Source organism: Aquirufa aurantiipilula, from assembly GCF_019923745.1.
GTDB classification, from domain to species: domain Bacteria; phylum Bacteroidota; class Bacteroidia; order Cytophagales; family Spirosomataceae; genus Aquirufa; species Aquirufa aurantiipilula.
On record NZ_JAANOG010000008.1, the window covers coordinates 66,769 to 90,540 of the forward strand.

Consider the following 23,772-nt stretch of genomic DNA (forward strand, 5'->3'; position numbering starts at 1 on the left):
TGTTATTTATTGGTACTGAAAGAGAATTTGTTCTGTACTATACCATTCTTTTTATGGATATAAAAATCGGTCTTTTGATTTTGACTTATCTTTTGCCCGTATTCGATGGCTTTTTCTTGGCTATCGAAATTTCTTATTGCCTTAGAAGTACCTAATTTTTTAACTGACCAGCCTCCTGAAAGCGTTGGAACTACATGATTCGATTTTTTTGTCATATTGTTGTCAATTTGAATAGTTAAAATTGTAACATTTAATTTATTCAAAACTTGCGCTGAATCAAGTTTTGAATAAATATCAATTGATTGATGAAATGCGAAATAAAGTCCTTTTTAAGCCGTATTTTAGGACTTTGAGTAATTTTAATCAAGATTCAGCTTTTGAATGTAAAATTGAAACCAAGATGTTTGATTTAAGTGGAAAAGTAGCTTTAGTAACCGGATGTAAAAGAGGAATAGGTAAAGCTATGGCTTTAGGCTTAGCTGAGGCAGGAGCAGATATCATCGGAGTATCGGCTAATTTGGAATTACAAGGTTCTGAAATTGAGAAGGAAGTTCAATCTTTAGGGCGAAATTTTAAAGCTTACCAAGCTGATTTTTCCAATCGGGAATCTTTGTATCAACTCATTAAAAATGTCAGTTTTGATTTTCCTAGAATCGATATTTTAGTTAATAATGCCGGAACTATTTTACGTGATCCTGCCGCAGAACATTCGGATGAATATTGGGATGAAGTGCTTGAAGTGAACCTAACTTCCCAGTTTATTTTGAGTAGAGAGGTGGGTCGGATTATGTTAAAACAAGGTTCAGGTAAAATCATTTTCACAGCTTCTCTTTTGAGTTTTCAAGGAGGAATCAATGTTCCTGGTTATGCAGCAAGTAAAGGTGGAATTGCCCGTTTGACCATGGCCTTGGCTAATGAGTGGGCATCCAAAGGAATCAATGTCAATGCCATTGCTCCAGGATATATTGCCACCGATAATACCGCTGCTCTTCGGGATGATCCCGATCGTAGCACGTCTATTTTGAGTCGAATCCCAGCCGGAAGATGGGGGAGCCCAGACGATTTTAAAGGGCCATTGGTGTTTTTAGCCTCTGAAGCTTCGAACTACGTACATGGAACTATCCTAACCGTAGATGGAGGCTGGATGGGAAGGTAATTTATGGTAAATTATAAATTATAAATTATGAATTATAAATGGAGGATCCTTCATACCTATTGAAATACTACACACAACTATGAAACATGTCTATCTAATTTTGTGCTTCCTTAGCACAGGACTATTTGCTCAGAAAATTGATGTCAATAAGCAGTTTGCTTTGGCAGGTCAACAGTACCAGCGTATGTTGGCGGATCATCCAGATACGAGCACAACGGTACATTCTGCTAGGCCAGATGGCACTTATCGAAATATGCCATCTAGTTGGTGGTGTTCTGGTTTTTTTCCAGGAAGTCTTTGGTTTCTCTATGAAAAAACAAAGGATCCACAATGGGAAAAGGCTGCCAGATTATGGTCTGCGGCAGTTAAGAAAGAACAATTCAATACGGGTACCCATGATTTAGGATTTATGATGTTTGATTCCTTCGGAAATCAATTACGCCTAACCAAAGACCCACAAGCCAAACAAGTGCTGATTCAGTCGGCAAAATCCTTATCTACCCGTTTTGACCCTAAAGTAGGTCTCATTAAATCTTGGAATAGCTTTAAAGGTGGATTTAAATATCCTGTTATCATCGACAACATGATGAATTTGGAGCTATTGTTTTGGGCATCTCGTGAGACCGGGGATAAGCGTTTCCATGATATAGCCATTACTCATGCAGAAAATACCATCAAACACCATTTTCGCCCAGATTATTCAAGTTATCATGTGATTTTATACGATGAAGAAGGCAAGGTGTTAGCGAAGAAGCAGCATCAAGGCTACCAGGATGAGTCGACTTGGACACGTGGACATGCATGGGCTATTTATGGATTTACGACCATGTACCGTGAAACAAAGAATAAGAAGTATTTAGATTTTGCTCAAAAGATTGCTGATTTTTATTTGAACCATCCGAATTTACCTGCTGATAAAATACCGTATTGGGATTTTTATGCCCCCAATATCCCGAATGAAGAGCGAGATGCATCTGCTGGTGCTATTACCGCCTCAGCTTTGTTTGAGTTGAGTACTTATTCAGGAGCTAAAGGTAAGCGCTATTACCAGGATGCTGTGGCTATGTTAAGTTCATTGTCAAGTCCTGCTTATCGGGCAGCATTGGGGGAGAATAATAATTTTTTAATCAAGCATTGTGTAGGAGCAAAGTCGCTGAATTCTGAAATCGACGTGCCTTTGGTGTATGCGGATTACTATTATTTGGAGAGCTTATTGCGATATGAAGCTTTGAATAAGAAAGGTAAAAAGTAAATGTTTCAGAATTGAATAGTAGGAATCCATGAATTTCATGGATTCCTTTTTTTTGGAATATCCCTATGGTTTTATTCCCCCAAGGGGTCCTCAATTTCCAATAATCCCTTACATTTTCATTAGTCGGTTTTTGTTTTAATTCGTACCTTTGTGGCTTCATTTATTTCCAAGCCCCATGTCGATTAAAAAAATTCAATCAGCCTTAATTTCTGTTTATTACAAAGATGGTTTAGCGCCTATCATTCAAAAACTTCATGAAGAAGGAGTAACCTTGTATTCTACAGGTGGAACTCAATCGTTTATTGAAGATTTGGGTATTCCTGTGATTGCTGTTGAGGATTTAACTGGCTATCCATCCATTTTTGGAGGTCGAGTAAAAACCTTACATCCTAAAGTTTTTGGAGGTATTTTGTACCGTCGTGATAACACTTCTGATGTGGAAGTGGCTAAACAATATGAAATTCCAGCTTTGGATTTAGTAATGGTGGACTTGTATCCTTTTGAGGAGACAGTAGCTTCAGGAGCATCAGATGAAGATATTATTGAAAAAATCGATATTGGAGGTATTTCATTGATTCGAGGGGCGGCGAAAAACTTTGCAGATGTGTTGATTGTATCTTCAAGAGAGCAATATGCAGAAGTTTCTTCCATTTTTGATGTGAATGGTGCAGGTACAAGTTTAGAGCAAAGAAGAAGTTTTGCTCAGAAAGCTTTTGCTGTTTCATCGCATTATGATGGAGCTATTCAGCGTTATTTCGCTGGTGAATCAGCTGATTTAGCAAATTACACCACTTTACCATCTCATTCCTTGCGTTATGGAGAGAACCCTCATCAGCAAGGTAAGTTTTATGGTGATTTAGCAGCTTTGTTTGATAAATTACATGGTAAAGAGTTGTCTTACAATAACTTAGTGGACGTAGATGCTTGTTTGTCTTTGTTGGATGAATTTGAAGAAACAGCCTTTGTGATCATCAAACACATGAATGCATGTGGTGTGGCTACAGGTAATTCGGTGAAGGAAGCATATGATAAAGCTTTGGCATGCGATCCCGTTTCGGCATTTGGAGGAGTTCTGGCAACCAATCAAGAAGTAGATAAAGCTGCAGCAGAATCCATTAATCCTTTATTCTGTGAAATTTTAATTGCCCCTTCATTTACAGAGGAGGCTTTGGAAATATTAAAAACAAAGAAGAATCGCATTCTATTGAAGAGAAATCAAGTGGAATTCCCTAAGGTAATGTTCAAGACATTATTGAATGGAGTTTTGGAGCAAGATAAAGATTTAGTGATGGAAGGGGTTGCTGATTTTAAAACAGTTACGACATTGGCACCTACAGAAGAACAAAAAAGAGCTTTGGCATTTGCTTTGAAGATTTGTAAGCATACCAAATCCAATACCATCGTCTTGGCCAAAGAAGGACAATTGCTGGCTTCAGGCGTAGGTCAAACCTCTCGTGTGGATGCTTTAAAACAAGCCATCGAAAAAGCAAGAGAATTTGGTTTTGATTTGCAAGGTTCTGTGATGGCATCGGATGCCTTTTTCCCATTCCCAGATTGCGTTGAAATTGCCAGTAAAGCAGGCGTGGTGGCTGTGACTCAGCCAGGAGGATCCATCAAGGATCAAGATTCCATTAATTTTTGTGATGCCAACCAAATGGCTATGGTCATGACAGGAATTCGCCATTTCAAACATTAATAATTCGTGTATTTTTTCCCTGAGGAATTACTAGTTTTTCAGGGAAAAAATCCTTATTTTTAAAAAATTAATTCAAGAATTTTTCGAGGACTGCCCTGTGGAAATAGGGAGTTCTTCATTTAACCCTTTTACACATCATTATGTCAGAAGCACAAGATTCGGCGGCTCAAGATAGAGCAAATTACGGTGCAGATAATATCCAAGTTTTAGAAGGTTTAGAGGCGGTTCGTAAGCGTCCTTCCATGTACATCGGTGATACCGGATTTAAAGGTCTACATCACTTGATTTGGGAGGTTGTTGATAACTCCATTGATGAGGCTTTAGCGGGTCATTGTGATTTGATTAAAGTGACAATCAATACGGATAATTCTATTTTGGTAGAAGATAATGGTCGGGGAATTCCTACAGGTATGCACACCAAAGAGAAGCGTTCTGCTTTGGAAGTAGTTATGACTGTGCTACACGCTGGGGGTAAATTTGATAAAGATACTTATAAGGTTTCTGGAGGTCTTCACGGGGTAGGTGTATCCTGTGTGAATGCTTTGTCGACGGATTTGAAAGTTACCGTTCAAAGAGAAGGAAAGATTTTCCAACAAGAATATAAAATCGGTGTGCCACAGTATCCAGTAAAGGAAGTGGGGACAACCGATAAAACGGGTACTTCTGTCTTGTTTAAGCCAGACGAAAGTATTTTTACTGTAACAGAATACAAATATGAAACAGTAGCAGGTCGTTTGCGCGAATTGTCCTTTTTGAATGCAGGTATTCGTGTGTTTTTAACGGATTTGCGCGATTTGGATGAGAATGGAGTAGCCAAATCGGAAGAGTTTTTCTCAGAAGGTGGTTTGCGTGAGTTTGTTACCTATTTAGATGCTACCCGTGAGCCATTATTTGCTGAGCCAATTTACATGGAAGGCGATAAAAACGGTGTTCCGGTTCAAGTGGCCATGCTATACAATACGTCTTATTCTGAAAACGTGGTTTCTTATGTGAACAACATTAATACCATCGAAGGAGGTACTCACGTAGCAGGTTTTAGAGGGGCACTGACCCGTACGTTGAAAAACTATGCGGATAAGTCAGGTGCATTAGAAAAGTTAAAAATTGATATCGCTGGAGACGATTTTAGAGAAGGTCTTACGGCTGTTATCTCAGTGAAAGTAGCAGAGCCTCAGTTTGAAGGACAAACCAAAACTAAATTAGGTAATGGTGAGGTATCAGGGGCGGTTTCTGCAGCGATGTCAGATATGTTGGAGTCTTGGTTGGAAGAACATCCTAAAGAGGCTCGTCAAATTGTCGCTAAAGTTATTTTAGCAGCTCAAGCCAGACATGCTGCCCGTAAGGCACGTGAAATGGTTCAAAGAAAGACAGTATTAGGTTCTAATTCTTTGCCGGGTAAATTGGCCGACTGCTCTGATTCAGATCCTGAAATTTGTGAGTTGTATCTTGTCGAGGGAGACTCGGCAGGTGGTACTGCCAAACAAGGACGTAATCGTGCATTCCAGGCTATTTTGCCTTTGAGAGGTAAAATCTTGAACGTAGAAAAGGCACAGGAATATCGAATCTATGAGAATGAGGAGATCAAAAATATGATGACCGCTTTGGGAGTCTTTTTTGGTAAGGATGGAGATGAGAAAGCCCTGAATATCGATAAATTACGTTACCATAAAATCATTATCATGACCGATGCCGATGTGGATGGAAGCCACATTCGTACGTTGATTTTGACATTCTTCTTCCGTTACATGCGTCCTTTAGTGGATAATGGTTATATCTACATTGCTCAGCCTCCATTGTACCAAGTTAAAAAAGGACAAAACGTACGTTATGTTTGGACTGAAAACCAACGTGATCAAGCTATTCAAGAATTAGCTGGTGGTGGTAAGGAAGATAATGTTGGTGTGCAACGTTATAAAGGTTTGGGAGAGATGAATGCAGAGCAATTATGGGAAACAACTATGAATCCTGAATCCAGAACGTTGAAACAAGTGACCATTGATTCGGCCATTGAGGCAGATTTATTGTTCTCTATGTTAATGGGGGATGAAGTTGCTCCTCGTAGAGATTTCATTGAGAAGAATGCTAAATACGCAAAAGTAGACGTTTAGAAGCATGCAGTTTGACTTTAAATCGTACCATGTCAGAGCCATTAATGCGGCCGACGAAGCGGAGAAAAAAGCCATCAATCAAGAATTGAAGGACTTTTACGCCAGCTTAGATGAAGAGGAAAAGAAAGTTTTTAATGTGGAGCTTCAGCGATACTTACTTCAGGAAGTAGGTCGATTGGGTTCAGATTATGAAGCAATTAAGCATTCAAATGCCTAAATAAAACAATGGATCATTCGAATAAAGCATCTCAACATAGCTATACAAAAGATTCCTCCACAGGGAATCTTTTGTCATTACTAAAGCCCAAGAATTGGAAGATCAATTTGGTCGCACCAAGGGACTCTTCACGTAAAGTGGAGAAGGCCATGCAGAAGTCGAAAGACATCATTGCTAAATCAAAATTTATCTCTAGAGATTTGTCTTGGCTCAAATTCGATGAGCGTGTTTTAGATCAAGCGAGAGATAATCAAAGAACCTTATTTGATCGTTTAAAATTCTTGGCCATTACAGCCTCCAATTTAGACGAGTTTTTTACGATTCGTATAGGTTCATTGTATAATTACATCGATTTCGGTAAAGAAAGAACAGATTATTCCGGATTGCGGGAAATTCCTTTCAAACAAACCTTGATAGCCTCTGCCCAAGAATTTAGTCAAGAGAAACACCGTTTATTTGTGGAAGAGATTTTGCCTCTATTTCCTGATAATGGGCTTTTGTTGGCTAATTTGGAAGATTTGACTTCAGAAGAAATGCAGGAAGTGGAAACCTATTTCCACCGAACCATTTATCCGATGTTGACTCCTATGGTTTTTGACCATACCCATACATTCCCTAGTTTATTGGCAAAAACATTGATTTTTGGTGTGGTGACTGTTGGGACTTCAGATAAAAAGGCTCATGGAAAGCATAAGTCGGAAAAAGATAAGAAGATTTCTTTTGTTCAAATTCCTTTGAATTTGGCACGTTTTTACGTGATTGAGCGGGATGACAAAGTACTTTTTCTACCCATAGAACAATTGATCCGTCATCATTTACAAGTGTTGTACCGTAATGTAGAAATAGAATCAACTACTTTATTCCGTATTACTAGAAATGGTGACTTTGATGTGGTGGAGCACGAAGATGCTGAAATCGATTTTGTAGATGAGATAAAAAAGAAAATCAAGGACCGTCGTTTGGGGCGCGTGACTCGCGTAGAAGTGGAAAAGGAACATTCCGAATTTCTATTGGAGGAAATGTTGAAACGCTGGTCATTAGAGAAGTCAGATATTTTCATTAAATCCTCGATTCTAGATTTTACAGCCTTTTGGCAAATCGTCAAACATCCGGAGTTTAAAGGGAAAATGGCATCGAATCCTCCCGTAGTTCCTGCATTAGGATTGAAGTCTGTGAAAATTGATGATATTTTCGAAACAATGAAACGAGGTGATATATTATTGCATCACCCTTATAATAATTTTGATCCTGTGGTTCAATTGTTGGACCAAGCCGCCGACGACCCCAATGTGTTGGCCATCAAAATTACCTTATACCGTATTTCAAAGAATTCTCGAATTTCCCATGCTTTGTTACGAGCAGCTGAACAAGGAAAACACGTTTCGGTATTGTTTGAGGTAAAAGCTCGTTTTGATGAGGAAAACAATATCCGTGAAGCTACAAAATTACAGAAAGCTGGATGCTTTGTGATTTATGGTATACCAGGTTTAAAAACGCATACCAAATTATTACAAGTCATTCGTAATGAGGGAAATTATGTAATGAGCTATGCCCACCTTTCCTCTGGAAATTACAATGAAGATACAGCTAAGCTGTATACAGATATTGGTTTGTTGACGACTGATAGTCGAATTACTCAAGATATTTCTGAGTTTTTCAATGTTATCACAGGACATTCTATGCCGACGCATTATGAGCATTTAATCACTGCTCCACGTGACATGCGAAATCGATTGTTGGAAATGATTCGAACAGAAATGGAAAATCATCAGAATGGTTTGCCATCCGGTATTTGTTTGAAAATCAATTCCTTGCAAGATACTCAAACCATGGAGTTGCTGTATGAGGCTTCTCAAGTTGGAGTGCCTGTTCTACTAATTGTACGTGGAATTTGTTGTTTACGACCTCAAAGAAAGGGTTTGTCAGAAAATATTTACATCAAATCCATTGTAGGTAATTATTTAGAACATACACGCGTGTTTTATTTCCATAATGCCGGAGAACCTAAGGTTTATGGCGGTTCTGCTGATGTCATGGTACGAAGTTTTGACCGACGAATCGAATCATTGTTTGAGCTGGTAAATCCAAGAGCCAAAAACATGGCAATCACCATTTTATTATGGAATTTGAGAGATACTGTAAATTCCTATGAAATGCAGGAAGACGGTTCTTATTGGAAAGTGGAGAGCAATGATCCATTTAATATACATCAAGCATTTTATGAGATTAAAGAAGATGATTTGGTAAGTCAATTGCCATTTGATCAATTTACTGTTACTTTGGAAGGAAAAGTTTAAGCATACACGAACATCAATATATCATTATGGAAAGATTTACGGGGCTATTGGGGATTATTTTAATTCTGGGAGTTTCATTTTTAATGTCAAACAATCGGAAGGCAATTAATTACCGAACAGTAGGTGTTGGTTTGCTTTTACAAATATTTTTAGCCGTATTTATTCTTAAAACGGATACTGGTCAAGCTATTTTCCAATGGTTAGGGGATTCCATTAATACCCTATTGGGACAAGCAGATAAAGGAGCACAATTTGTGTTTGGTTCATTAGTGAATCGTGACCTTATGTCGCGTGCATTTGGCTCTGGCAATGATTATATTTTCTTTTTTAAGGTAGTTCCAACCATCATTTTTGTGGCGGTTTTGGTCAATATGTTTTATCATTTGGGAATTTTGCAACGTGTAGTTGCGGCCATTGGTAAAGTGGTTCACTGGTTGATGGGTGTAAGTGGGGCGGAGGCTCTATCCAACGTGGCATCTACATTTGTTGGACAAGTAGAGGCTCAAATTATGATTAAGCCCTATTTGAAAAACATGACAAACAGTGAGTTAATGGCTTCCATGACGGGTAGTTTTGCTTGTATTGCAGGTGGAGTTATGGCAGTGTATATCTCATTAGGAGTTCCTGCTGCCTATTTATTAGCAGCGAGTTTGATGGCGGCACCGGGGGCCTTGGTTATTTCAAAAATTATATTTCCAGAAACAGAGAAGTCTGAAACGGAAGGCGCTGTTAAATTAGAAAAACAAAAGTCCCATGCCAATTTGGTGGATGCCATTGCCGCTGGGGCAAGCGAAGGCTTGAAAGTAGGCTTGAACGTAATTGCTATGTTGATTGGTTTTATAGCCTTGATTGCCTTGGTTGATTTAGGATTAGGTCATATTGGTAATTCGATTGGCATGCCGACATTATCTATGAATTTACTGTTGGGGAAAGTATTTTCTGTTTTTGCCTTTGCTATGGGTGTTCCTTCAGCAGATATCGAAGTAGCTGGCGCCTTGATGGGTAAAAAGATGGTCGTGAATGAGTTTGTGGCCTACCTGGATATGATGAAAGTGAAAGATACACTTGACCCTAAAACCATAGCAATTACGAGCTTTGCCTTGTGTGGTTTTGCCAATTTTAGCTCAGTAGCTATTCAAATTGGTGGTATTGGAGAGTTAGCCCCATCCCGTAGAAGTGATTTAGCCAAATTAGGCTTCAAGGCTTTAATTGCAGGTACATTAGCAAGTTATTTATCCGCAACATTAGCAGGTTTATTATTGTAATTTCATGCGCATTGATCCTGAAACCGTCGAACGAATCAAACAAGCGGCCGCTGTAGCGGACGTTGTGGGAGATTATGTGACGGTGAAGAAAAAAGGTGCGAACTATTGGGCATGTTGTCCATTTCATGGGGAAAAGACTCCTTCTTTTTCTATTTCACCAAGTAAAGGAATATACAAGTGTTTTGGTTGTGGTAAAGCTGGGGATTCAGTCCGATTCATCATGGATATTGAGGGCTTGGGATATGGTGAGGCTTTGCGGCATTTGGCCAAAAAATACGGTATAGACATTCAAGAAGAAGAATTAACAGATGATCAAATCGTTCGTCAAAATGAGCGAGAGAGTTTGTTGATTATTTTGGAATATGCCAAAGAGTTTTTTAAAAAACAGTTAACAGAATCTCCTGAGGGCAAATCCATTGCTATTCCCTATTTCAAAGAGCGGGGATTTTCAGATTCGACCTTACAAACTTTTGATTTAGGCTATAGTCCTGAATCGTGGGATATCTTTTATAAAACGGCTATTAAACATGGTTTCAGTCAAGAAATTATAGAAAAGGCAGGTTTAGTCACCCAGAAAAATGAGGAGGGTAAAGTTTATGACCGTTTTCGCAATCGTGTTATTTTTCCTATTCACAGCGTAGCGGGGAAAGTAATTGCCTTTGGTGCAAGAATATTAAAATCGGATACCAAAAATCAGGCTAAATACCTGAATTCTCCTGAGACGGAGGTTTACCATAAATCAGCCACTTTGTATGGTATTTCTCAGGCTAAAAATGAAATTCGTGCTAAGGATATATGTTATTTAGTAGAGGGTTATACGGATGTGATATCTCTGCATCAAGCAGGGATTAAGAATGTTGTGGCCTCTTCCGGAACATCTTTGACGGTCGAACAAATTCGACTGATTGGTCGATTTACTCAGCATGTTACCGTATTGTATGATGGGGATTCCGCGGGTATAAAAGCAGCTTTGCGTGGGATGGACTTGATCTTGGAAGAAGGATTACAAGTTAATTTAGTGGTGTTTCCAGAGGGACAAGATCCAGATAGTTTTGTTAGGAAGGTAGGTTATGAGGCATTTTTGGAATACATCAAATCAGAATCGAAGGATATTATTTCATTTCAAGCCAACTTATTTTTGAAAGAAGCGGGAGATGATCCATTTAAACGTGCTGAATTGATCAAGGAAATGGTTCAGAGTATCTCTAAGATTCCAGATGCCATTCAACGCAGTTTATTTGTTCAAAAAACAGCTTCATTGATGCGTTTGGATGAGGATGTGTTGCTGGCTGAATTGAATAAAATTCACTTAAGAAATCTGAAACAGCGGAGTGGGTCTGGAGCAAATCCTTCTGAAACGATTTCGAATCAGCAATGGCAGGAGATTCAGGAAATCATTGAACCGACTGTCCAAGTAGCCACCGAAACACAAACTAATTTAGCGTATTATCAAGAGTCGGAATGCATACGCTTATTGGTTAGTTTTGGGCATTTGGAAATTAGCCCATCCAAGGCTCCAGGAGTTACATTAATGCAATATTTGATTGAAGAGTTAGAAGGAACGCATTTTCAAACACCACTATTCGAGGAGATTTTGGAGATTTGTAAAGCGGAGTTTAACCAGCATCGTTTTCCCGCTCCTGAGTTTTATTTGCATCATCAAAATGAAGATATTCAAAAGTTTGCCATTGATATCAGTGCGGGCAAACATAGTTTATCAGATGTTTGGAAGGACAAACATGATATTCGAGTAAAGTCGGAAGATGAGATGCTCGAGGATTTGGCTTTTAAAAATGTCCTGCGTTTACGTAAAGTGTATAATGACCAGCATTTACATGAAACCCTTGAGAAAATGGAATCATTTCAGGGAGATGCGGAAGCTATGAATGCTTTATTATTGGATTTCATTCATTACAAAGAAATCCAAAAAAACATATCCCAAGAACTGGGAACAGTGATCGAAAAATAACTGATTTTCCCCTAAGGCTGGCAGCGTTTGGAACGCTGACAGCCTTGCCGAAAGCTAGGGAAATTTAATCAAAAAAGACTTGTTGAATTTGATAATTAACTAAAGAAATCAGTTAATTGGTAATTCTAGGAATATGACAATTTTATTCCTTTCGAAAACGTTCATGCTTTTACAACGCTGTCAAGGTTTGGAACCTTGACAGCGTTTAAGCAAAAAGCTGGTAAAAGCATGAATCGCTTTTATTCTTATAATCCTAATACACGCTTGTTGAATTCTTCATCCGCGCCGCCGCCAGCAAAATCATCAAATACTTTCTCAGTAGCTTTGATAATGTGCTTAGCAATGAATGGAGCACCTTCTGTAGCGCCTTGTACTGGATCTTTAATGCAGCATTCCCATTCTAAAACAGCCCAACCTTTATATCCGTATTGAGTTAATTTAGAGAAGATACTTTTGAAATCCACTTGGCCATCTCCCAAGGAACGGAATCTACCAGCTCGATTTACCCACGATTGATATCCTCCATAAACACCTTGTTTACCTGTTGGGTTAAACTCCGCATCCTTCACATGGAACATTTTGATGCGCTCGTGGTAAAAATCAATGTATTGTTTATAATCCAATGCTTGCAATACGAAGTGAGATGGATCATATAATAGATTGGCACGTTTGTGACCTTTTACCGCATCTAGGAACATTTCGTAAGAAACACCATCATGCAAATCTTCTCCTGGGTGAATTTCATAGCAAAGATCCACGCCACACTCATCAAATCGATTCAAAATGGGTGTCCAACGTTTCGCTAATTCGGCAAAACCTTGTTCCACTAATCCTGCAGGACGTTGAGGCCAAGGGTAAACCGTATGCCACATTAAGGCACCAGAGAAAGTAGCATGCGCATTCAAACCTAAGTTTTCAGATGCTTTGGCAGCATACATCAATTGTTGAATGGCCCATTCTGTTCTGGCTTTTGGATTACCTTTCACAGCATCTGGAGCAAATCCATCAAACATGATGTCATAGGCCGGGTTTACAGCCACTAATTGTCCTTGTAAGTGAGTAGAAAGTTCTGTGATTTGCAAGCCTTTGGCAGCCAGCATACCTTTCAATTCATCACAATAGGTTTTTGATTCAGCTGCTTTTTGTAAATCAATACAGCGAGGATCCCAAGAAGGAATTTGAACTCCTTTATAGCCTAATCCTGCAGCCCAGGTAGTGATTCCGTCTAAAGTATTGAATGGAGCCTCATCACCCATAAATTGGGCTAAAAAAATAGCAGGTCCTTTAATGGTTTGCATAGTTATTAAATTTTAACCCACGCTTGCTTGCGGGTACTTTCAAGAATTTTTTCACAAATTAACAATTCACGGTATCCGTCAGCAAAGGTTGGATAGCTTGGCTTTTCCGGTTGTTTTCCTTGCTCAATAGCCGCATATACTTCCTTAAATAATTGCTTTGAAGTATCAGGGAATCCTTCATTATGTCCTCCAGGGAAAGTCATGATGGCTGATGCTTCTGGGTATGCCAAAGATGGATCACGCATCAAAACTTGGTTCGCTTGATCTCTATTACCTAACCAAACTTCATTAGGAGATTCAGAATTCCAAGCAAAGGTTTTCTTAGACCCTGAAATCTCTAATTTCAATTGGTTTTTACGTCCAGCCGAAACTTGAGAAACAGTAATTGACCCACGGTTACCATTATCAAAGCGCAATAACACGTTGGCATGATCTTCCGTTGTTATATTCACATCTGCATAATCCTCTGGTTGAAGCATTTTACCCGAATAAGTTTCAATTGCTTTTAATGGTTTCTTACGTGTAGGGTGTACCGTATTGAAATCGGCCATAACTTCCACTGTTTTCAATCCAGTGATGTATTCAATGATATCCATTAAGTGTGATCCAATATCTGCGATAGCACGAGAATCACCTGATTTATCTGGTTCTAAACGCCAGTTATAATCTGTTTCGTAAAACAACCAATCTTGTAAATAGGAACCAATGATAGAATAAACTTCTCCTAAATCACCTTTTTCACGCATGGTTTTCATTTGACGTACCAATGGATAGTAACGTAAATTGAAGTGTACCGCATTCACCTTACCTGATTTGGCGGCTAAATCTACTAATTCTTCTGCTTCATGCAAATCTTTGGCCAATGGTTTTTCACAAACCACATGTTTTCCAGCTAGTAATGCAGCTTTCGATTGAGAATAATGTAAGAAGTTTGGAGTACAAATATGTACGCATTCGATGTCATCTTGTTTCATTAATTCATCAAATGTATACCAACGAGGAATCCCTAATTGTTTGGCCTTAGCTTCTGCTAATTCAATGGTAACTTCACAAAGTGCAGCTACCTCCACATTCGGTAATCGTCTTAATGCCTCAATATGAGCAGGTCCAATGAAGCCTGTTCCTACGATTCCAACTTTAATTTTTGTCATGTTATTCTATATTAAATTTCAAATTTGGTCCACTTGTTTGTATTGTCTCTGGATGACCTAACCACATTTTCAATAAATGCCATCCCTTTAATTCCTTCATCGATTCCTGGGAAATCAAACATAGGATCTTGCTCTTTACCTTCCCAGCGTGCACGAAGCGCAAAAGCGAAATTGCGGTAAATATTCGCAAAAGTTTCTACGTAACCTTCTGGATGTCCTGCCGGTTGGCGTGTATGAGCTTGTGCTTGAGCAGATAAACTGCCTACATTGGTACGTATGGTTCTACTTCCTCCATCTCTCGACTTAATAATCAAGGTATTGGGATCCATTTGATGCCATACGATTCCAGCCTTTGAACCGTAAACTCGTATGTTCAAGTCGTTTTCTTCTCCATTACAAATTTGACTGCAATGTAAAACGCCCCTCGCTCCATTATTGTAATGGATTAAAATATTCCCATCATCATCCAATTGACGACCATCCACAAAAATGGTTAAATCGGCGCATAATTCTTCTATATGCAATCCCGTGATATATTCAGCTAAGTTTTCAGCATGGGTTCCAATGTCTCCAATAGCACCTGCCGCTCCACAACGTGCTGGATCGGTTCTCCAAGCAGCTTGTTTTTGACCAGTGGCTTCTACCAAGTCGATTAACCAACCTTGAGGATATTCCACAATCACCTTACGGATTTCTCCTAATTCTCCCGAGTCAACTAAATGCTTGGCTTCCTTAATCATGGGATATCCCGTATAATTATGGGTTAAGGCAAAAATGAGTCCGGAAGCATCGATGACTTTCTTAAGTTCCTTTGCCTCAGCTAGGTTTAAAGTAGCAGGCTTATCACAAACTACATGGAATCCATTTTCTAAAGCCATTTTGGCAGCAGGAAAATGTAGGTGATTCGGTGTAACGATGGAAACAAAATCCATGCGATCACCTTCTGGTAATGCTTTTTCTTTTAAGATCATTTCTTCATATGATCCATAAACTCGACTTGGATCCAAGTATAAGGCAGCGCCCGTAGCCTTGGATTTTTCTGCACTAGAACTGAATGCTCCGCATACTAATTCTATCTCTCCGTCTAATTGTGAACCACGACGGTGCACAGCCCCGATAAATGCTTCTAAGCTACCACCAATCATCCCCATTCGGATTTTTCTGCCTTGACGGTTTTTAGCCTGTGTGGAAGATCCTCCCTGAATCATATCTATATTGATTTAGATTTTTTTAAAAAATTGACTCTAAATATACTAATTTGAGCCAAAAGCGCTGTAGAATTAATGAAATATTAAAAATATTTTCAATTTAATAGGAAACTTTGAAAATCTTTTCGTTTTTTTGACATGATTTTTCTAATGTTAATTTTTAATTTTTCAAGAAAAAACGTTGTTTCACCCTTTAACTAAATCTAAACAACTATGAGTCAAACCATTAATGCAAATCGTCTGTTTTATGCTAGCTGTTTTGCGCTTATCACGACGGCCTTCTCTTTTAGCATTAGAGCAGGTATTCTAACACAGTTAGGAGCAGAATTAAGCTTAGATACGGTCCAATTAGGCCATATCAACCAAATGTGGTTCTTAGGTTTCCCGATATCCATGATTCTTGGTGGGGTTTTCTATTCAGCCATTGGACCAAAATTGATCATGCAAATTGCTTTGATCGCACACGCAATTGGTATATTATTAACCATTTATGCGGTTGACTACAATACTTTGTTAATCTCCACTCTTTTGATTGGTTTAGGTAATGGTTGTACTGAAGCAGCTTGTAATCCTATGATCGCCGATTCTTATTCAGGATTGGATTTCAACAGCAAATTGAATCGTTTTCACATGTGGTTCCCAGGTGGTATCGTGATTGGTTCATTGATCTCTAAATTTATGACTGATGCGTCTATGCCTTGGCAAGCGCAAATCTGGGTTATTTTGATCCCTACGGCTATTTATGCGGTATTGTTCTACGGTCAAGCTTTCCCTAAACCTCGTGCAGGCGCTGAAAACGCATTGGATAGCTTCAAAGCTATGTTAAATCCATTGTATTTATTCATGGCAGCATGTATGGCTTTAACGGCTATTTCTGAATTTGGTCCTCAGCAATGGGTTGGTCCAATTTTAGCAAAAGCAGGTGCTAGCCCAATGTTGATCCTTGCTCTTGTAACAGGCTTAATGGCGGTTGGTCGTTATTTCGCTGGACCAATCATCCATAAATTAAACACAGTTGGTGTACTTTTAGGTTCTGCTATCTTTGGAGTAATTGGTTTATACATGATGTCTACAATGGACGGTTCTATGTTATACGTAGCAGCTGTTTTCTTCGCATTAGGTATTTGCTACTTCTGGCCAAACATGTTAGGTTACGTTAGTGAGACTATGCCTCAAACTGGTGCTTTAGGATTATCTATTCTTGGTGGTATCGGTATGTTCTCTTCTTCTATGTTCCAACCAATCATTGGAGCTTGGATTCAAGAAAATAAAGTGGCTGCAGAAGCTACAGGTTTAGCAGGTGACGCAGCTGATTTAGCTGCTGGTCAAGCTACCCTTTCTAATATGTTGATTTTCCCAGCTATCTTAATCGTAGCATTTATCGGATTATACTTCTTTGGAAAGAAAGTAAACCATTCTGCTTAAACCAGATATTTGAATTAAATTAGGGGGCTTTTAGGCCCCCTTTTTTTATGCGTATACTTATTTTATTTTTTGTCTTTTGCCTGTTTTCTTGTCAATCCAACTGGAATTTAGATCCCGTACATGTGAAAGAATCCTTACAAAAAGGATCCGATCAATGGACTGAAAACAAAGTGCAAGTAAGTACTCGTTTAGGGGATTTTGAAATGGAATTGGATCCTCGTACCCCTTTGCATCGCTTGAATTTTATCCGTTTAGTGAAAATGGGTTATTTTGAAGACCGATATTTCTATCGAATTGTATATGAAACAGGAATTCAAGGAGGAGGGGAATACCTAGATCGTTTGAATTATTTGGTTCCTGCCGAATATATCGACGAATTAAAGCCTGTTAGAGGTAGTCTTGCCATGGCCCGTTATGATGAAGGAAATCCCGAACAAGCCTCTTCTCCCAGCGAATTTTTTATTGTCACCGATACCGAACAAGCAGCTCGATTTTACAAGAAATACGTGGTGTTTGGAAAAGTGACCCAAGGTATGGCAGTCGTAGATTCTATCTTTAAAGCCAAATCTTATGACGAAAAACCTGTCATTCCAGTAAAATTTGATATTAAGGTTTTGCCTTAGTTAATTGACCGATGCTTTGGAATATAAAAGCCAGAACTACGACCATGACACATCCGAGTACATTCAGCCACAAGAAAGCCATTAGGTCTATTTTCCAAGCATAAATCACAAATACTTCTGCGATAATTGCCGCCCAAAATACATGAGAGCCTTGAGTCTTTGGTAAGTAAAAAGCACATAGAAATACTCCCAAAATAGTGCCATAAAACCAGGATCCTAAGATATTGACTACTTCAATCAAGCTGCCCATATTGACAGAAAACTGAGCGACAACCAAACAGAAAATTCCCCAAGCTAAGGTTACTAATTTGGACGACCACCAATAATGCTCATTACTTGCATGCTGGTTGATGAATCTTTGATATATATCTACCATAACGGTGGACGTCAAAGATCCAAATGCGGATGCCATAGAGCCCATGGAAGCTAATAATATCATGGCAATTAGAAATCCTACTAAACCAATGGGTAAATGATCCACGATAAAGCGGAGGAAGATGTAATTGGTATCTTGACTTTCAGCTTTGCTACCTTGTGATTTCAATAATTCAACAGCTTTTTCTTTGACTTTAGCTTGTTGATCATGCAAATCCATAATCTGTGATTTCAAAACTGGAATCTTCGTTGTTTCTTCTTTCGAAATAGCTTGAATTAATGCAGTTTCGGTCTGTTTTTTCTGAATGAAAATTTGTTTGTTTTCTTGATCAATCGCCTCATGCCCTTTGGCTGCACTCCAACTAAGCTCTGTCGTTTTGTTGAAAAATAAGGGAGCCTGATTGAATTGGTAAAAGACAAAAACTAATATACCGACCAATAAGATGAAAAATTGCATGGGAATTTTCAAGAAACCATTCAATAGCAAACCTTTCTTACTTTCATTGGCTGTATGTCCTGTTAAATAACGACCCACTTGGCTTTGATCCGTACCAAAATAGGAAAGCTGTAAAAAGAATCCACCAATGATACCTGACCAAATCGTATAGCGGTTATTGATGTCAAATTTCCAATCTATTAAATTGATTTTCCCCATTTTCCCAGCTAGTTGCAAGGACTCTTTCATGCCTATTTCTTGAGGTAAGGCTTGAATGATGTAAATGGCAGCAATGACCATGCCGGCTAAAACTACACCCATTTGCAATAATTGAGTGTATGAAATGGTTTTGGAACCTCCGAATATACAATAGAAAGTTACAACAGCTGCAGTGATGCAATTGGTCCAAGTTAAATCCCACCCTAATAAAGTAGATAAGATAATGGATGGAGCGGCAATGGTGACTCCGGTTGATAAGGCCCGAGGGATTAAGAATAAAAAACTAGTTAATATTCGTGTTTTTGAATCAAATCGTTCTTCGAGGAACTGATAAGCGGTAAAAATTTTTAATTGATAATACTGGGGAATGAAGGTGACTGAAAGCACAATCATGGCAATAGGTAAACCCAAATAAAATTGAACAAAACGCATGCCATCGGTATAGGCCTGTCCTGGTACAGATAAAAAGGTTATAGCAGATGCCTGAGTGGCCATCACCGATAATAAAATGTGATACCAAGGGAGCTCACGATCGGCCAATAAAAAGCCTTTCAGCGAGTGTTTAGCTTCACGGCCTTTCCAACTTCCATAAAGCACAATTCCGCCAATGGTTAATAGTAAAACTATCCAGTCTAATTGATGCATGATTATTGGAATATGGCGCTAAAAATCACAAAAAATAGAATAATGAATACCACGAATAGGCCAAGGGATAAATACCAAACTTTCCAATTGGTATGGTGTTGCGGTGTTTCTTGTTTCATGGTTGATTTGAATTTCTAAAAATAGCTTAGAAAAGCTTACAATTATCGCATTTAATCTTAAAAGCTGTTAAAATTTGCGATTTCTTTTTTAAAAATTGAGACGAAAATCAAGTGCCAAATATAAATTTTCCAAGTGTTTTGGAATACTTAATTTTGCTAATTACCTTTGCACCTCCAAATGCAAGCGGGCGTGGTGGAATTGGTAGACATACCAGACTTAGGATCTGGCGCCGCGAGGCATGGGGGTTCGAGTCCCTCCGCCCGTACCATCGGCAAGCCCTCAAGACCAAAAGGTATTGGGGGCTTTTTTTAATTAAAAAATTTAAATACTTCCATATGAATATTTCGCTCAACCATTCAAATGATTTAGAAGGTCGTTTGTCTGTTGTCGTTTCAGCTGCTGATTACCAAGAAAAGGTAGAAACTAAATTAAAAGATTACCGTAAAAAGGCGAGCATTAAAGGTTTTCGCCCAGGTATGGTACCTATGCCTTTGATCAAGAAATTGGCAGGACAATCCATTTTAGTGGAAGAAATCAATCATTTATTGGGTCATGCAGTAAGTGATTATATCAAAGAAAATAAATTAAACCTTGTTGGTGAGCCAATGCCTGCAGTAGAAGAGGCAGATGCTATCGACTGGGAAAAAGATACGGAGTTTACTTTTCATTATGACTTAGGTTTCCACGGTGAATTTTCAGTTGATTTAGATAAAATCAAGTCGGTGAATTCTTACGAAATCAAAGCGGATAAGAAGGAAATTGAAGAAACGATTGAGAACTTAAAAAAGCAATTTGGTGAGCAAACTCATCCTGAGTCAGTTGAAGATCGTGATTTGGTTTTCGGAACTTTCACTCAAGGTGACTGGGTAGAGAAATCAGCAATTCCATTGCATTCTATCAATGATAAGTCAAAAAAGATTTTCATTGGAGCTAAAGTAGGAGATACCTTGAAGTTTGCTATTGATAAAGTATTCAACGATGCTAAATCATTGGCATTAGCTACAGGAAAGAAGGAAGAGGAAGTTGCTGATTTGACAGGAGAGGTTTCTTATGTAGTGGAAGATATCACGCGTTCCGTTCCAGCAAGTTTGGATCAAGCCTTTTTTGATAAAGTGTTAGGAGCTGGAAAAGCTTCAGATGAAGCATCTTTCCGTGAGCAATTGATTGAGATTGTTCAAGATAACTACAAACGTGAAGCCAATTACTTGTTGCGTATCGATGCTGAGAAGGCATTGTTAGATCAAGTAAAAATTGATTTACCTGAAGCATTCTTACGCAATTGGTTAGTACGTATCAATGAAGGTAAATTTACACCTGAGCAAATTGATCAAGATTTCGATAATGTGAAAAAGGATATCCGTTGGAACCTAATCAAAAACGAAATCGCTGAAAAATTTGAAGTGAAAGTAGAATATGCTGAGGTGGTAGAAAAAGCCAAAGACATGGTGCGTCAACAGTTTGGCGGTTATTTGTCAGCTGACCAACCAGGTATTGAAGAAATGATTGAGAAAATAGCCATGGGTTATTTGAGCGATAAATCGAAGTCAGACAATTTTATGAATTTATACAATCAAGCTTTTGCAGATAAAGTATCTTCTGTCATCGTTGAGAAAATACCACACAAGGTTTCTAAAATCGATGTGGATAAATTCAAAGAAATCGTTGCAGCTTTATAGTACAGGATATTTGTTGGAATTTTCAAAACCCCGTTTTTACGGGGTTTTGTGTGAACTAAGCATTTCAAAATTTGGTTTACCAGCTAATTGCTCGCAATTAATCCGACATTTATTTTAAATTTGAATCTTAAACTAAAAATTATGTATCCCAAGGAATTATCAGGAGACGAGTTTCGCAAATATGCGGTACACCATAAAGGCTTAAACGGTTTAGCAGTAGATCAATACATGAATCAAATGGGCAGCCAAGTCAATCATCGTATTGACGACATGACCCAATACATCATTGAAGAGCGTCCAATGCGTTTCGCACAGATAGATGTGTTTTCTCGTTTGATTATGGATCGTATTATTTTCATGGGTGTGCCTGTGGATGATTATATGGCCAACATCATTGTGGCTCAGTTATTATTTATGGAATCTACCGATGCTAAAAAGGACATTGTGATGTACATCAATAGTCCGGGAGGTTCTGTATATGCTGGTTTGGGTATTTATGATACGATGAATTACATCCGTCCTGAAGTAGCTACCGTTTGTACTTCTTTAGCAGCCTCTATGGGAGCTGTATTATTAGCTGGTGGAGCGGCGGGAAAACGTTCTGCATTAGAGCATGCTCGCGTGATGATTCACCAACCTTCTGGTGGAGCACAAGGTCAAAGTCGTGATATTGAAATCACTGCTCGTGAAATCGTTAAAATTCGCCAAGAATTATACGATATTTTGGCCAAGCATTCAGGTAAAACTTTTGAAGAAATTGAGCGTGATTCCGATCGTGATTATTGGATGAAAGCAGCTGAAGCAAAAGAGTATGGTTTGATTGATGAAATTTTAACGCGCAACGTGTAAGGATGGCTAATCCCAAAAAGAATAATATTAATTGTTCATTCTGTGGACGCAATAAATCGGAGGTAGGAATATTATTGTCCGGTATTGATGGCCACATTTGTGATCAATGTTTACAGCAAGGCTACGAAGTCATCAAAGAAGAATTGGGGGCTCCTATTGTTAATATAAAGAATTCGAAACAACAATTTGAATTAGTTAAACCTAAAGACTTAAAGGAACATTTGGACCTCTATGTCATAGGTCAGGAAGAAGCTAAAAAGCATCTTTCAGTGGCGGTATATAACCATTACAAACGACTAATGCAGCCAAGTAATGATCAGGATGTTAAAATTGAAAAATCAAATATCTTGATGGTGGGTGAAACAGGTACTGGTAAAACTTATTTGGCACGTACTTTAGCTCAAAAACTCCAAGTTCCATTTTGCATTGCCGATGCTACAGTCATTACAGAGGCTGGATATGTAGGTGAAGATGTAGAAACCATTTTGACACGTTTGTTGCAAGCCGCTAATTACGATGTAGCCAAGGCAGAGTGTGGTATTGTTTTTATTGATGAGATTGACAAGATAGCGCGTAAATCCGATAACCCATCCATCACGCGTGATGTATCAGGTGAAGGGGTTCAGCAAGCTTTGTTGAAATTGTTAGAAGGCTCCATCGTGAATGTGCCACCTCAAGGAGGAAGAAAACATCCCGATCAAAAAATGATTGCAGTGAATACAGAGAATATCTTATTCATTTGTGGAGGTGCTTTTGACGGAATCGGTCGACATATCTCTAAACGTTTAAATGCACGTCCAATTGGATTTTCGGGTGATGATACCTTCCATGATTCATTTGAGAAGGATCAAATCATGAAATATGTTACGGCTCAAGATTTAAAATCATTTGGGTTAATTCCTGAATTATTAGGTCGTCTGCCAGTGATTACCTACCTTAATCCATTGGATCAAGTGGCCTTATTAGCCATTTTGACCAAGCCTAAAAATGCGATTGTCAAGCAGTATGAAAAATTGTTTGACATGGAAGGAGTGAAGTTAACTTTTACCGATGAAGCATTGACCTACATGGTGGAACAAGCCATGCAATATAAATTAGGTGCGCGTGGTTTGAGATCCATCATGGAAGCCATCATGACTGATGCCATGTTTGATATTCCCTCTCAAACAGACATTTCAAAATTTGAAGTGGACTTAGCATATGCTAAATTGAAATTCGAAAAAACAGTGTTCCATCAAATGAAAGTTGTAGCCTAAATACTTATGAAAAACAATTTAATCGTTCTCGCCTTAACTTTATTCATTGCTTCTTGTTCACACAAAGGAGCTTATTTTGCTGTTTACAAACAAGTGCAGCCTTCTACAAAAGCTATTGTTAGCCCAGTAAAAGAAGAAGAACCAAGCTTATTGGTTAGCCAATCAAATGAACTGTCTGAAGAAATTGCTCCTATTGTGCCAAGTACATCTGAAGAAGTAAAGCTAGTTTCAGAATGGAATTCCTTACATCAGGAAGTTAAATCCATGAAGCACATGGAGAAAAAAGAGTTGATTCAGCACAAAAAAGCATTCAAAGCTCAGCTTAAAGCTCAAATAAAAGAATACAAAACTCAAGCAAAAAAACAAAAACAAGCATCCAGTCCTTCATCTTGGGATTCCAAAGTGAAAATCGGGGTAATTTTGTTGATTATAGGTATCATTCTTTCGATTTTTGGATTGGGAGCCATTGGAGCAGTTTCTGCTTTCATAGGTTTGATATTTGTGCTCTTAGGTCTTTTGCATACGTTTTAA

General features: G+C 38.5%; 19 protein-coding genes and 1 tRNA gene. 15 read left to right on the top strand and 5 right to left on the bottom strand.

Annotated features, from left to right (window positions below; translation table 11 throughout):
- Nucleotides 1-2 precede the first annotated feature (2 nt).
- The gene (locus G9H60_RS09980) at nucleotides 3-215 is read right to left on the bottom strand and encodes a DUF2188 domain-containing protein (RefSeq protein ID WP_223143916.1); all 213 of its coding nucleotides are present in this window, start codon (nucleotides 213-215) and stop codon (nucleotides 3-5) included.
- Between the two features lie 185 nt (nucleotides 216-400).
- Between G9H60_RS09980 and kduD the strand changes: the two genes are divergently transcribed.
- From kduD to dnaG, 8 genes are all read left to right on the top strand, one after another.
- Nucleotides 401-1,156, top strand: a complete 756-nt coding sequence (kduD, locus tag G9H60_RS09985; RefSeq protein ID WP_223143917.1) for a 2-dehydro-3-deoxy-D-gluconate 5-dehydrogenase KduD — start codon at nucleotides 401-403, stop codon at nucleotides 1,154-1,156.
- 79 nt (nucleotides 1,157-1,235) lie between these two features.
- Nucleotides 1,236-2,408 (top strand): glycoside hydrolase family 88 protein, encoded by a 1,173-nt coding sequence (locus tag G9H60_RS09990; protein ID WP_223143918.1) that lies wholly within the window; start codon nucleotides 1,236-1,238, stop codon nucleotides 2,406-2,408.
- Between the two features lie 175 nt (nucleotides 2,409-2,583).
- Nucleotides 2,584-4,104, top strand: coding sequence for a bifunctional phosphoribosylaminoimidazolecarboxamide formyltransferase/IMP cyclohydrolase (gene purH, locus G9H60_RS09995; protein WP_223143919.1), 1,521 nt, complete (start codon nucleotides 2,584-2,586; stop codon nucleotides 4,102-4,104).
- A 140-nt stretch (nucleotides 4,105-4,244) separates the two neighbouring features.
- A complete protein-coding gene (gyrB, locus tag G9H60_RS10000) occupies nucleotides 4,245-6,212 on the top strand; it encodes a DNA topoisomerase (ATP-hydrolyzing) subunit B (RefSeq protein WP_223143920.1) in 1,968 nt (655 codons plus the stop codon).
- A 4-nt stretch (nucleotides 6,213-6,216) separates the two neighbouring features.
- Nucleotides 6,217-6,429, top strand: coding sequence for a hypothetical protein (locus G9H60_RS10005; RefSeq protein WP_223143921.1), 213 nt, complete (start codon nucleotides 6,217-6,219; stop codon nucleotides 6,427-6,429).
- A gap of 8 nt (nucleotides 6,430-6,437) precedes the next feature.
- Entirely contained in the window at nucleotides 6,438-8,726 is a 2,289-nt protein-coding gene (gene ppk1 / locus G9H60_RS10010; protein ID WP_223143922.1) for a polyphosphate kinase 1, read from the top strand.
- 26 nt (nucleotides 8,727-8,752) lie between these two features.
- A complete protein-coding gene (locus tag G9H60_RS10015) occupies nucleotides 8,753-9,991 on the top strand; it encodes a NupC/NupG family nucleoside CNT transporter (protein ID WP_223143923.1) in 1,239 nt (412 codons plus the stop codon).
- A gap of 4 nt (nucleotides 9,992-9,995) precedes the next feature.
- A complete protein-coding gene (dnaG, locus tag G9H60_RS10020; RefSeq protein ID WP_223143924.1) occupies nucleotides 9,996-11,960 on the top strand; it encodes a DNA primase in 1,965 nt (654 codons plus the stop codon).
- Between the two features lie 245 nt (nucleotides 11,961-12,205).
- Here dnaG and G9H60_RS10025 read toward each other — a convergent pair whose 3' ends face one another.
- Genes G9H60_RS10025 through G9H60_RS10035 form a run of 3 tightly spaced genes read right to left on the bottom strand, consistent with a single transcriptional unit; the run spans nucleotide 12,206 to nucleotide 15,560 of the window.
- Complete coding sequence (locus G9H60_RS10025) at nucleotides 12,206-13,258, bottom strand: sugar phosphate isomerase/epimerase family protein (protein WP_223143925.1); 1,053 nt, start codon at nucleotides 13,256-13,258, stop codon at nucleotides 12,206-12,208.
- A 5-nt stretch (nucleotides 13,259-13,263) separates the two neighbouring features.
- Nucleotides 13,264-14,409 (bottom strand): Gfo/Idh/MocA family protein, encoded by a 1,146-nt coding sequence (locus G9H60_RS10030; RefSeq protein WP_223143926.1) that lies wholly within the window; start codon nucleotides 14,407-14,409, stop codon nucleotides 13,264-13,266.
- A gap of 11 nt (nucleotides 14,410-14,420) precedes the next feature.
- Nucleotides 14,421-15,560 (bottom strand): Gfo/Idh/MocA family protein, encoded by a 1,140-nt coding sequence (locus tag G9H60_RS10035; protein ID WP_223143995.1) that lies wholly within the window; start codon nucleotides 15,558-15,560, stop codon nucleotides 14,421-14,423.
- Nucleotides 15,561-15,830: 270 nt separating this feature from the next.
- On the opposite strand from G9H60_RS10035, the gene G9H60_RS10040 reads away from it, so the two are divergent.
- A complete protein-coding gene (locus G9H60_RS10040) occupies nucleotides 15,831-17,042 on the top strand; it encodes an MFS transporter (protein WP_223143927.1) in 1,212 nt (403 codons plus the stop codon).
- Nucleotides 17,043-17,089: 47 nt separating this feature from the next.
- Nucleotides 17,090-17,665, top strand: coding sequence for a peptidylprolyl isomerase (locus G9H60_RS10045; protein WP_223143928.1), 576 nt, complete (start codon nucleotides 17,090-17,092; stop codon nucleotides 17,663-17,665).
- On the opposite strand, the gene G9H60_RS10050 is transcribed toward G9H60_RS10045, so the two are convergent.
- Entirely contained in the window at nucleotides 17,649-19,340 is a 1,692-nt protein-coding gene (locus G9H60_RS10050) for a sodium:solute symporter (protein WP_223143929.1), read from the bottom strand. The genes G9H60_RS10045 and G9H60_RS10050 overlap by 17 nt on opposite strands.
- Nucleotides 19,341-19,643: 303 nt before the next feature.
- Between G9H60_RS10050 and G9H60_RS10055 the strand changes: the two genes are divergently transcribed.
- The 5 genes from G9H60_RS10055 (at nucleotide 19,644) to G9H60_RS10075 (ending at nucleotide 23,772) form a co-directional block, all read left to right on the top strand.
- Nucleotides 19,644-19,728, top strand: a tRNA-Leu gene (locus G9H60_RS10055).
- A 67-nt stretch (nucleotides 19,729-19,795) separates the two neighbouring features.
- Nucleotides 19,796-21,136: a trigger factor gene (locus G9H60_RS10060; protein ID WP_223143930.1), complete on the top strand. Its 1,341-nt coding sequence runs from the start codon at nucleotides 19,796-19,798 to the stop codon at nucleotides 21,134-21,136.
- Between the two features lie 141 nt (nucleotides 21,137-21,277).
- Complete coding sequence (locus G9H60_RS10065) at nucleotides 21,278-21,985, top strand: ClpP family protease (RefSeq protein ID WP_109323446.1); 708 nt, start codon at nucleotides 21,278-21,280, stop codon at nucleotides 21,983-21,985.
- A 2-nt stretch (nucleotides 21,986-21,987) separates the two neighbouring features.
- Nucleotides 21,988-23,241, top strand: a complete 1,254-nt coding sequence (clpX, locus tag G9H60_RS10070; protein WP_223143931.1) for an ATP-dependent Clp protease ATP-binding subunit ClpX — start codon at nucleotides 21,988-21,990, stop codon at nucleotides 23,239-23,241.
- 6 nt (nucleotides 23,242-23,247) lie between these two features.
- Nucleotides 23,248-23,772 carry a hypothetical protein gene (locus G9H60_RS10075; protein ID WP_223143932.1) on the top strand — a complete coding sequence of 175 codons (525 nt, stop codon included), beginning with the start codon at nucleotides 23,248-23,250 and terminating at the stop codon, nucleotides 23,770-23,772.

Bases quoted from the DNA above. Each gene is read 5' to 3' on its own strand.
- G9H60_RS09980 (WP_223143916.1), bottom strand. From the start codon at position 215: ATGACAAAAAAATCGAATCATGTAGTTCCAACGCTTTCAGGAGGCTGG.
- kduD (WP_223143917.1), top strand. From the start codon at position 401: ATGTTTGATTTAAGTGGAAAAGTAGCTTTAGTAACCGGATGTAAAAGA.
- ppk1 (WP_223143922.1), top strand. From the start codon at position 6,438: ATGGATCATTCGAATAAAGCATCTCAACATAGCTATACAAAAGATTCC.
- clpX (WP_223143931.1), top strand. From the start codon at position 21,988: ATGGCTAATCCCAAAAAGAATAATATTAATTGTTCATTCTGTGGACGC.
- G9H60_RS09990 (WP_223143918.1), top strand. From the start codon at position 1,236: ATGAAACATGTCTATCTAATTTTGTGCTTCCTTAGCACAGGACTATTT.
- G9H60_RS10005 (WP_223143921.1), top strand. From the start codon at position 6,217: ATGCAGTTTGACTTTAAATCGTACCATGTCAGAGCCATTAATGCGGCC.
- G9H60_RS10050 (WP_223143929.1), bottom strand. From the start codon at position 19,340: ATGCATCAATTAGACTGGATAGTTTTACTATTAACCATTGGCGGAATT.
- dnaG (WP_223143924.1), top strand. From the start codon at position 9,996: ATGCGCATTGATCCTGAAACCGTCGAACGAATCAAACAAGCGGCCGCT.
- G9H60_RS10040 (WP_223143927.1), top strand. From the start codon at position 15,831: ATGAGTCAAACCATTAATGCAAATCGTCTGTTTTATGCTAGCTGTTTT.
- G9H60_RS10045 (WP_223143928.1), top strand. From the start codon at position 17,090: ATGCGTATACTTATTTTATTTTTTGTCTTTTGCCTGTTTTCTTGTCAA.
- G9H60_RS10065 (WP_109323446.1), top strand. From the start codon at position 21,278: ATGTATCCCAAGGAATTATCAGGAGACGAGTTTCGCAAATATGCGGTA.
- G9H60_RS10035 (WP_223143995.1), bottom strand. From the start codon at position 15,560: ATGGGGATGATTGGTGGTAGCTTAGAAGCATTTATCGGGGCTGTGCAC.
- G9H60_RS10030 (WP_223143926.1), bottom strand. From the start codon at position 14,409: ATGACAAAAATTAAAGTTGGAATCGTAGGAACAGGCTTCATTGGACCT.
- G9H60_RS10015 (WP_223143923.1), top strand. From the start codon at position 8,753: ATGGAAAGATTTACGGGGCTATTGGGGATTATTTTAATTCTGGGAGTT.
- purH (WP_223143919.1), top strand. From the start codon at position 2,584: ATGTCGATTAAAAAAATTCAATCAGCCTTAATTTCTGTTTATTACAAA.
- G9H60_RS10075 (WP_223143932.1), top strand. From the start codon at position 23,248: ATGAAAAACAATTTAATCGTTCTCGCCTTAACTTTATTCATTGCTTCT.
- gyrB (WP_223143920.1), top strand. From the start codon at position 4,245: ATGTCAGAAGCACAAGATTCGGCGGCTCAAGATAGAGCAAATTACGGT.
- G9H60_RS10060 (WP_223143930.1), top strand. From the start codon at position 19,796: ATGAATATTTCGCTCAACCATTCAAATGATTTAGAAGGTCGTTTGTCT.
- G9H60_RS10025 (WP_223143925.1), bottom strand. From the start codon at position 13,258: ATGCAAACCATTAAAGGACCTGCTATTTTTTTAGCCCAATTTATGGGT.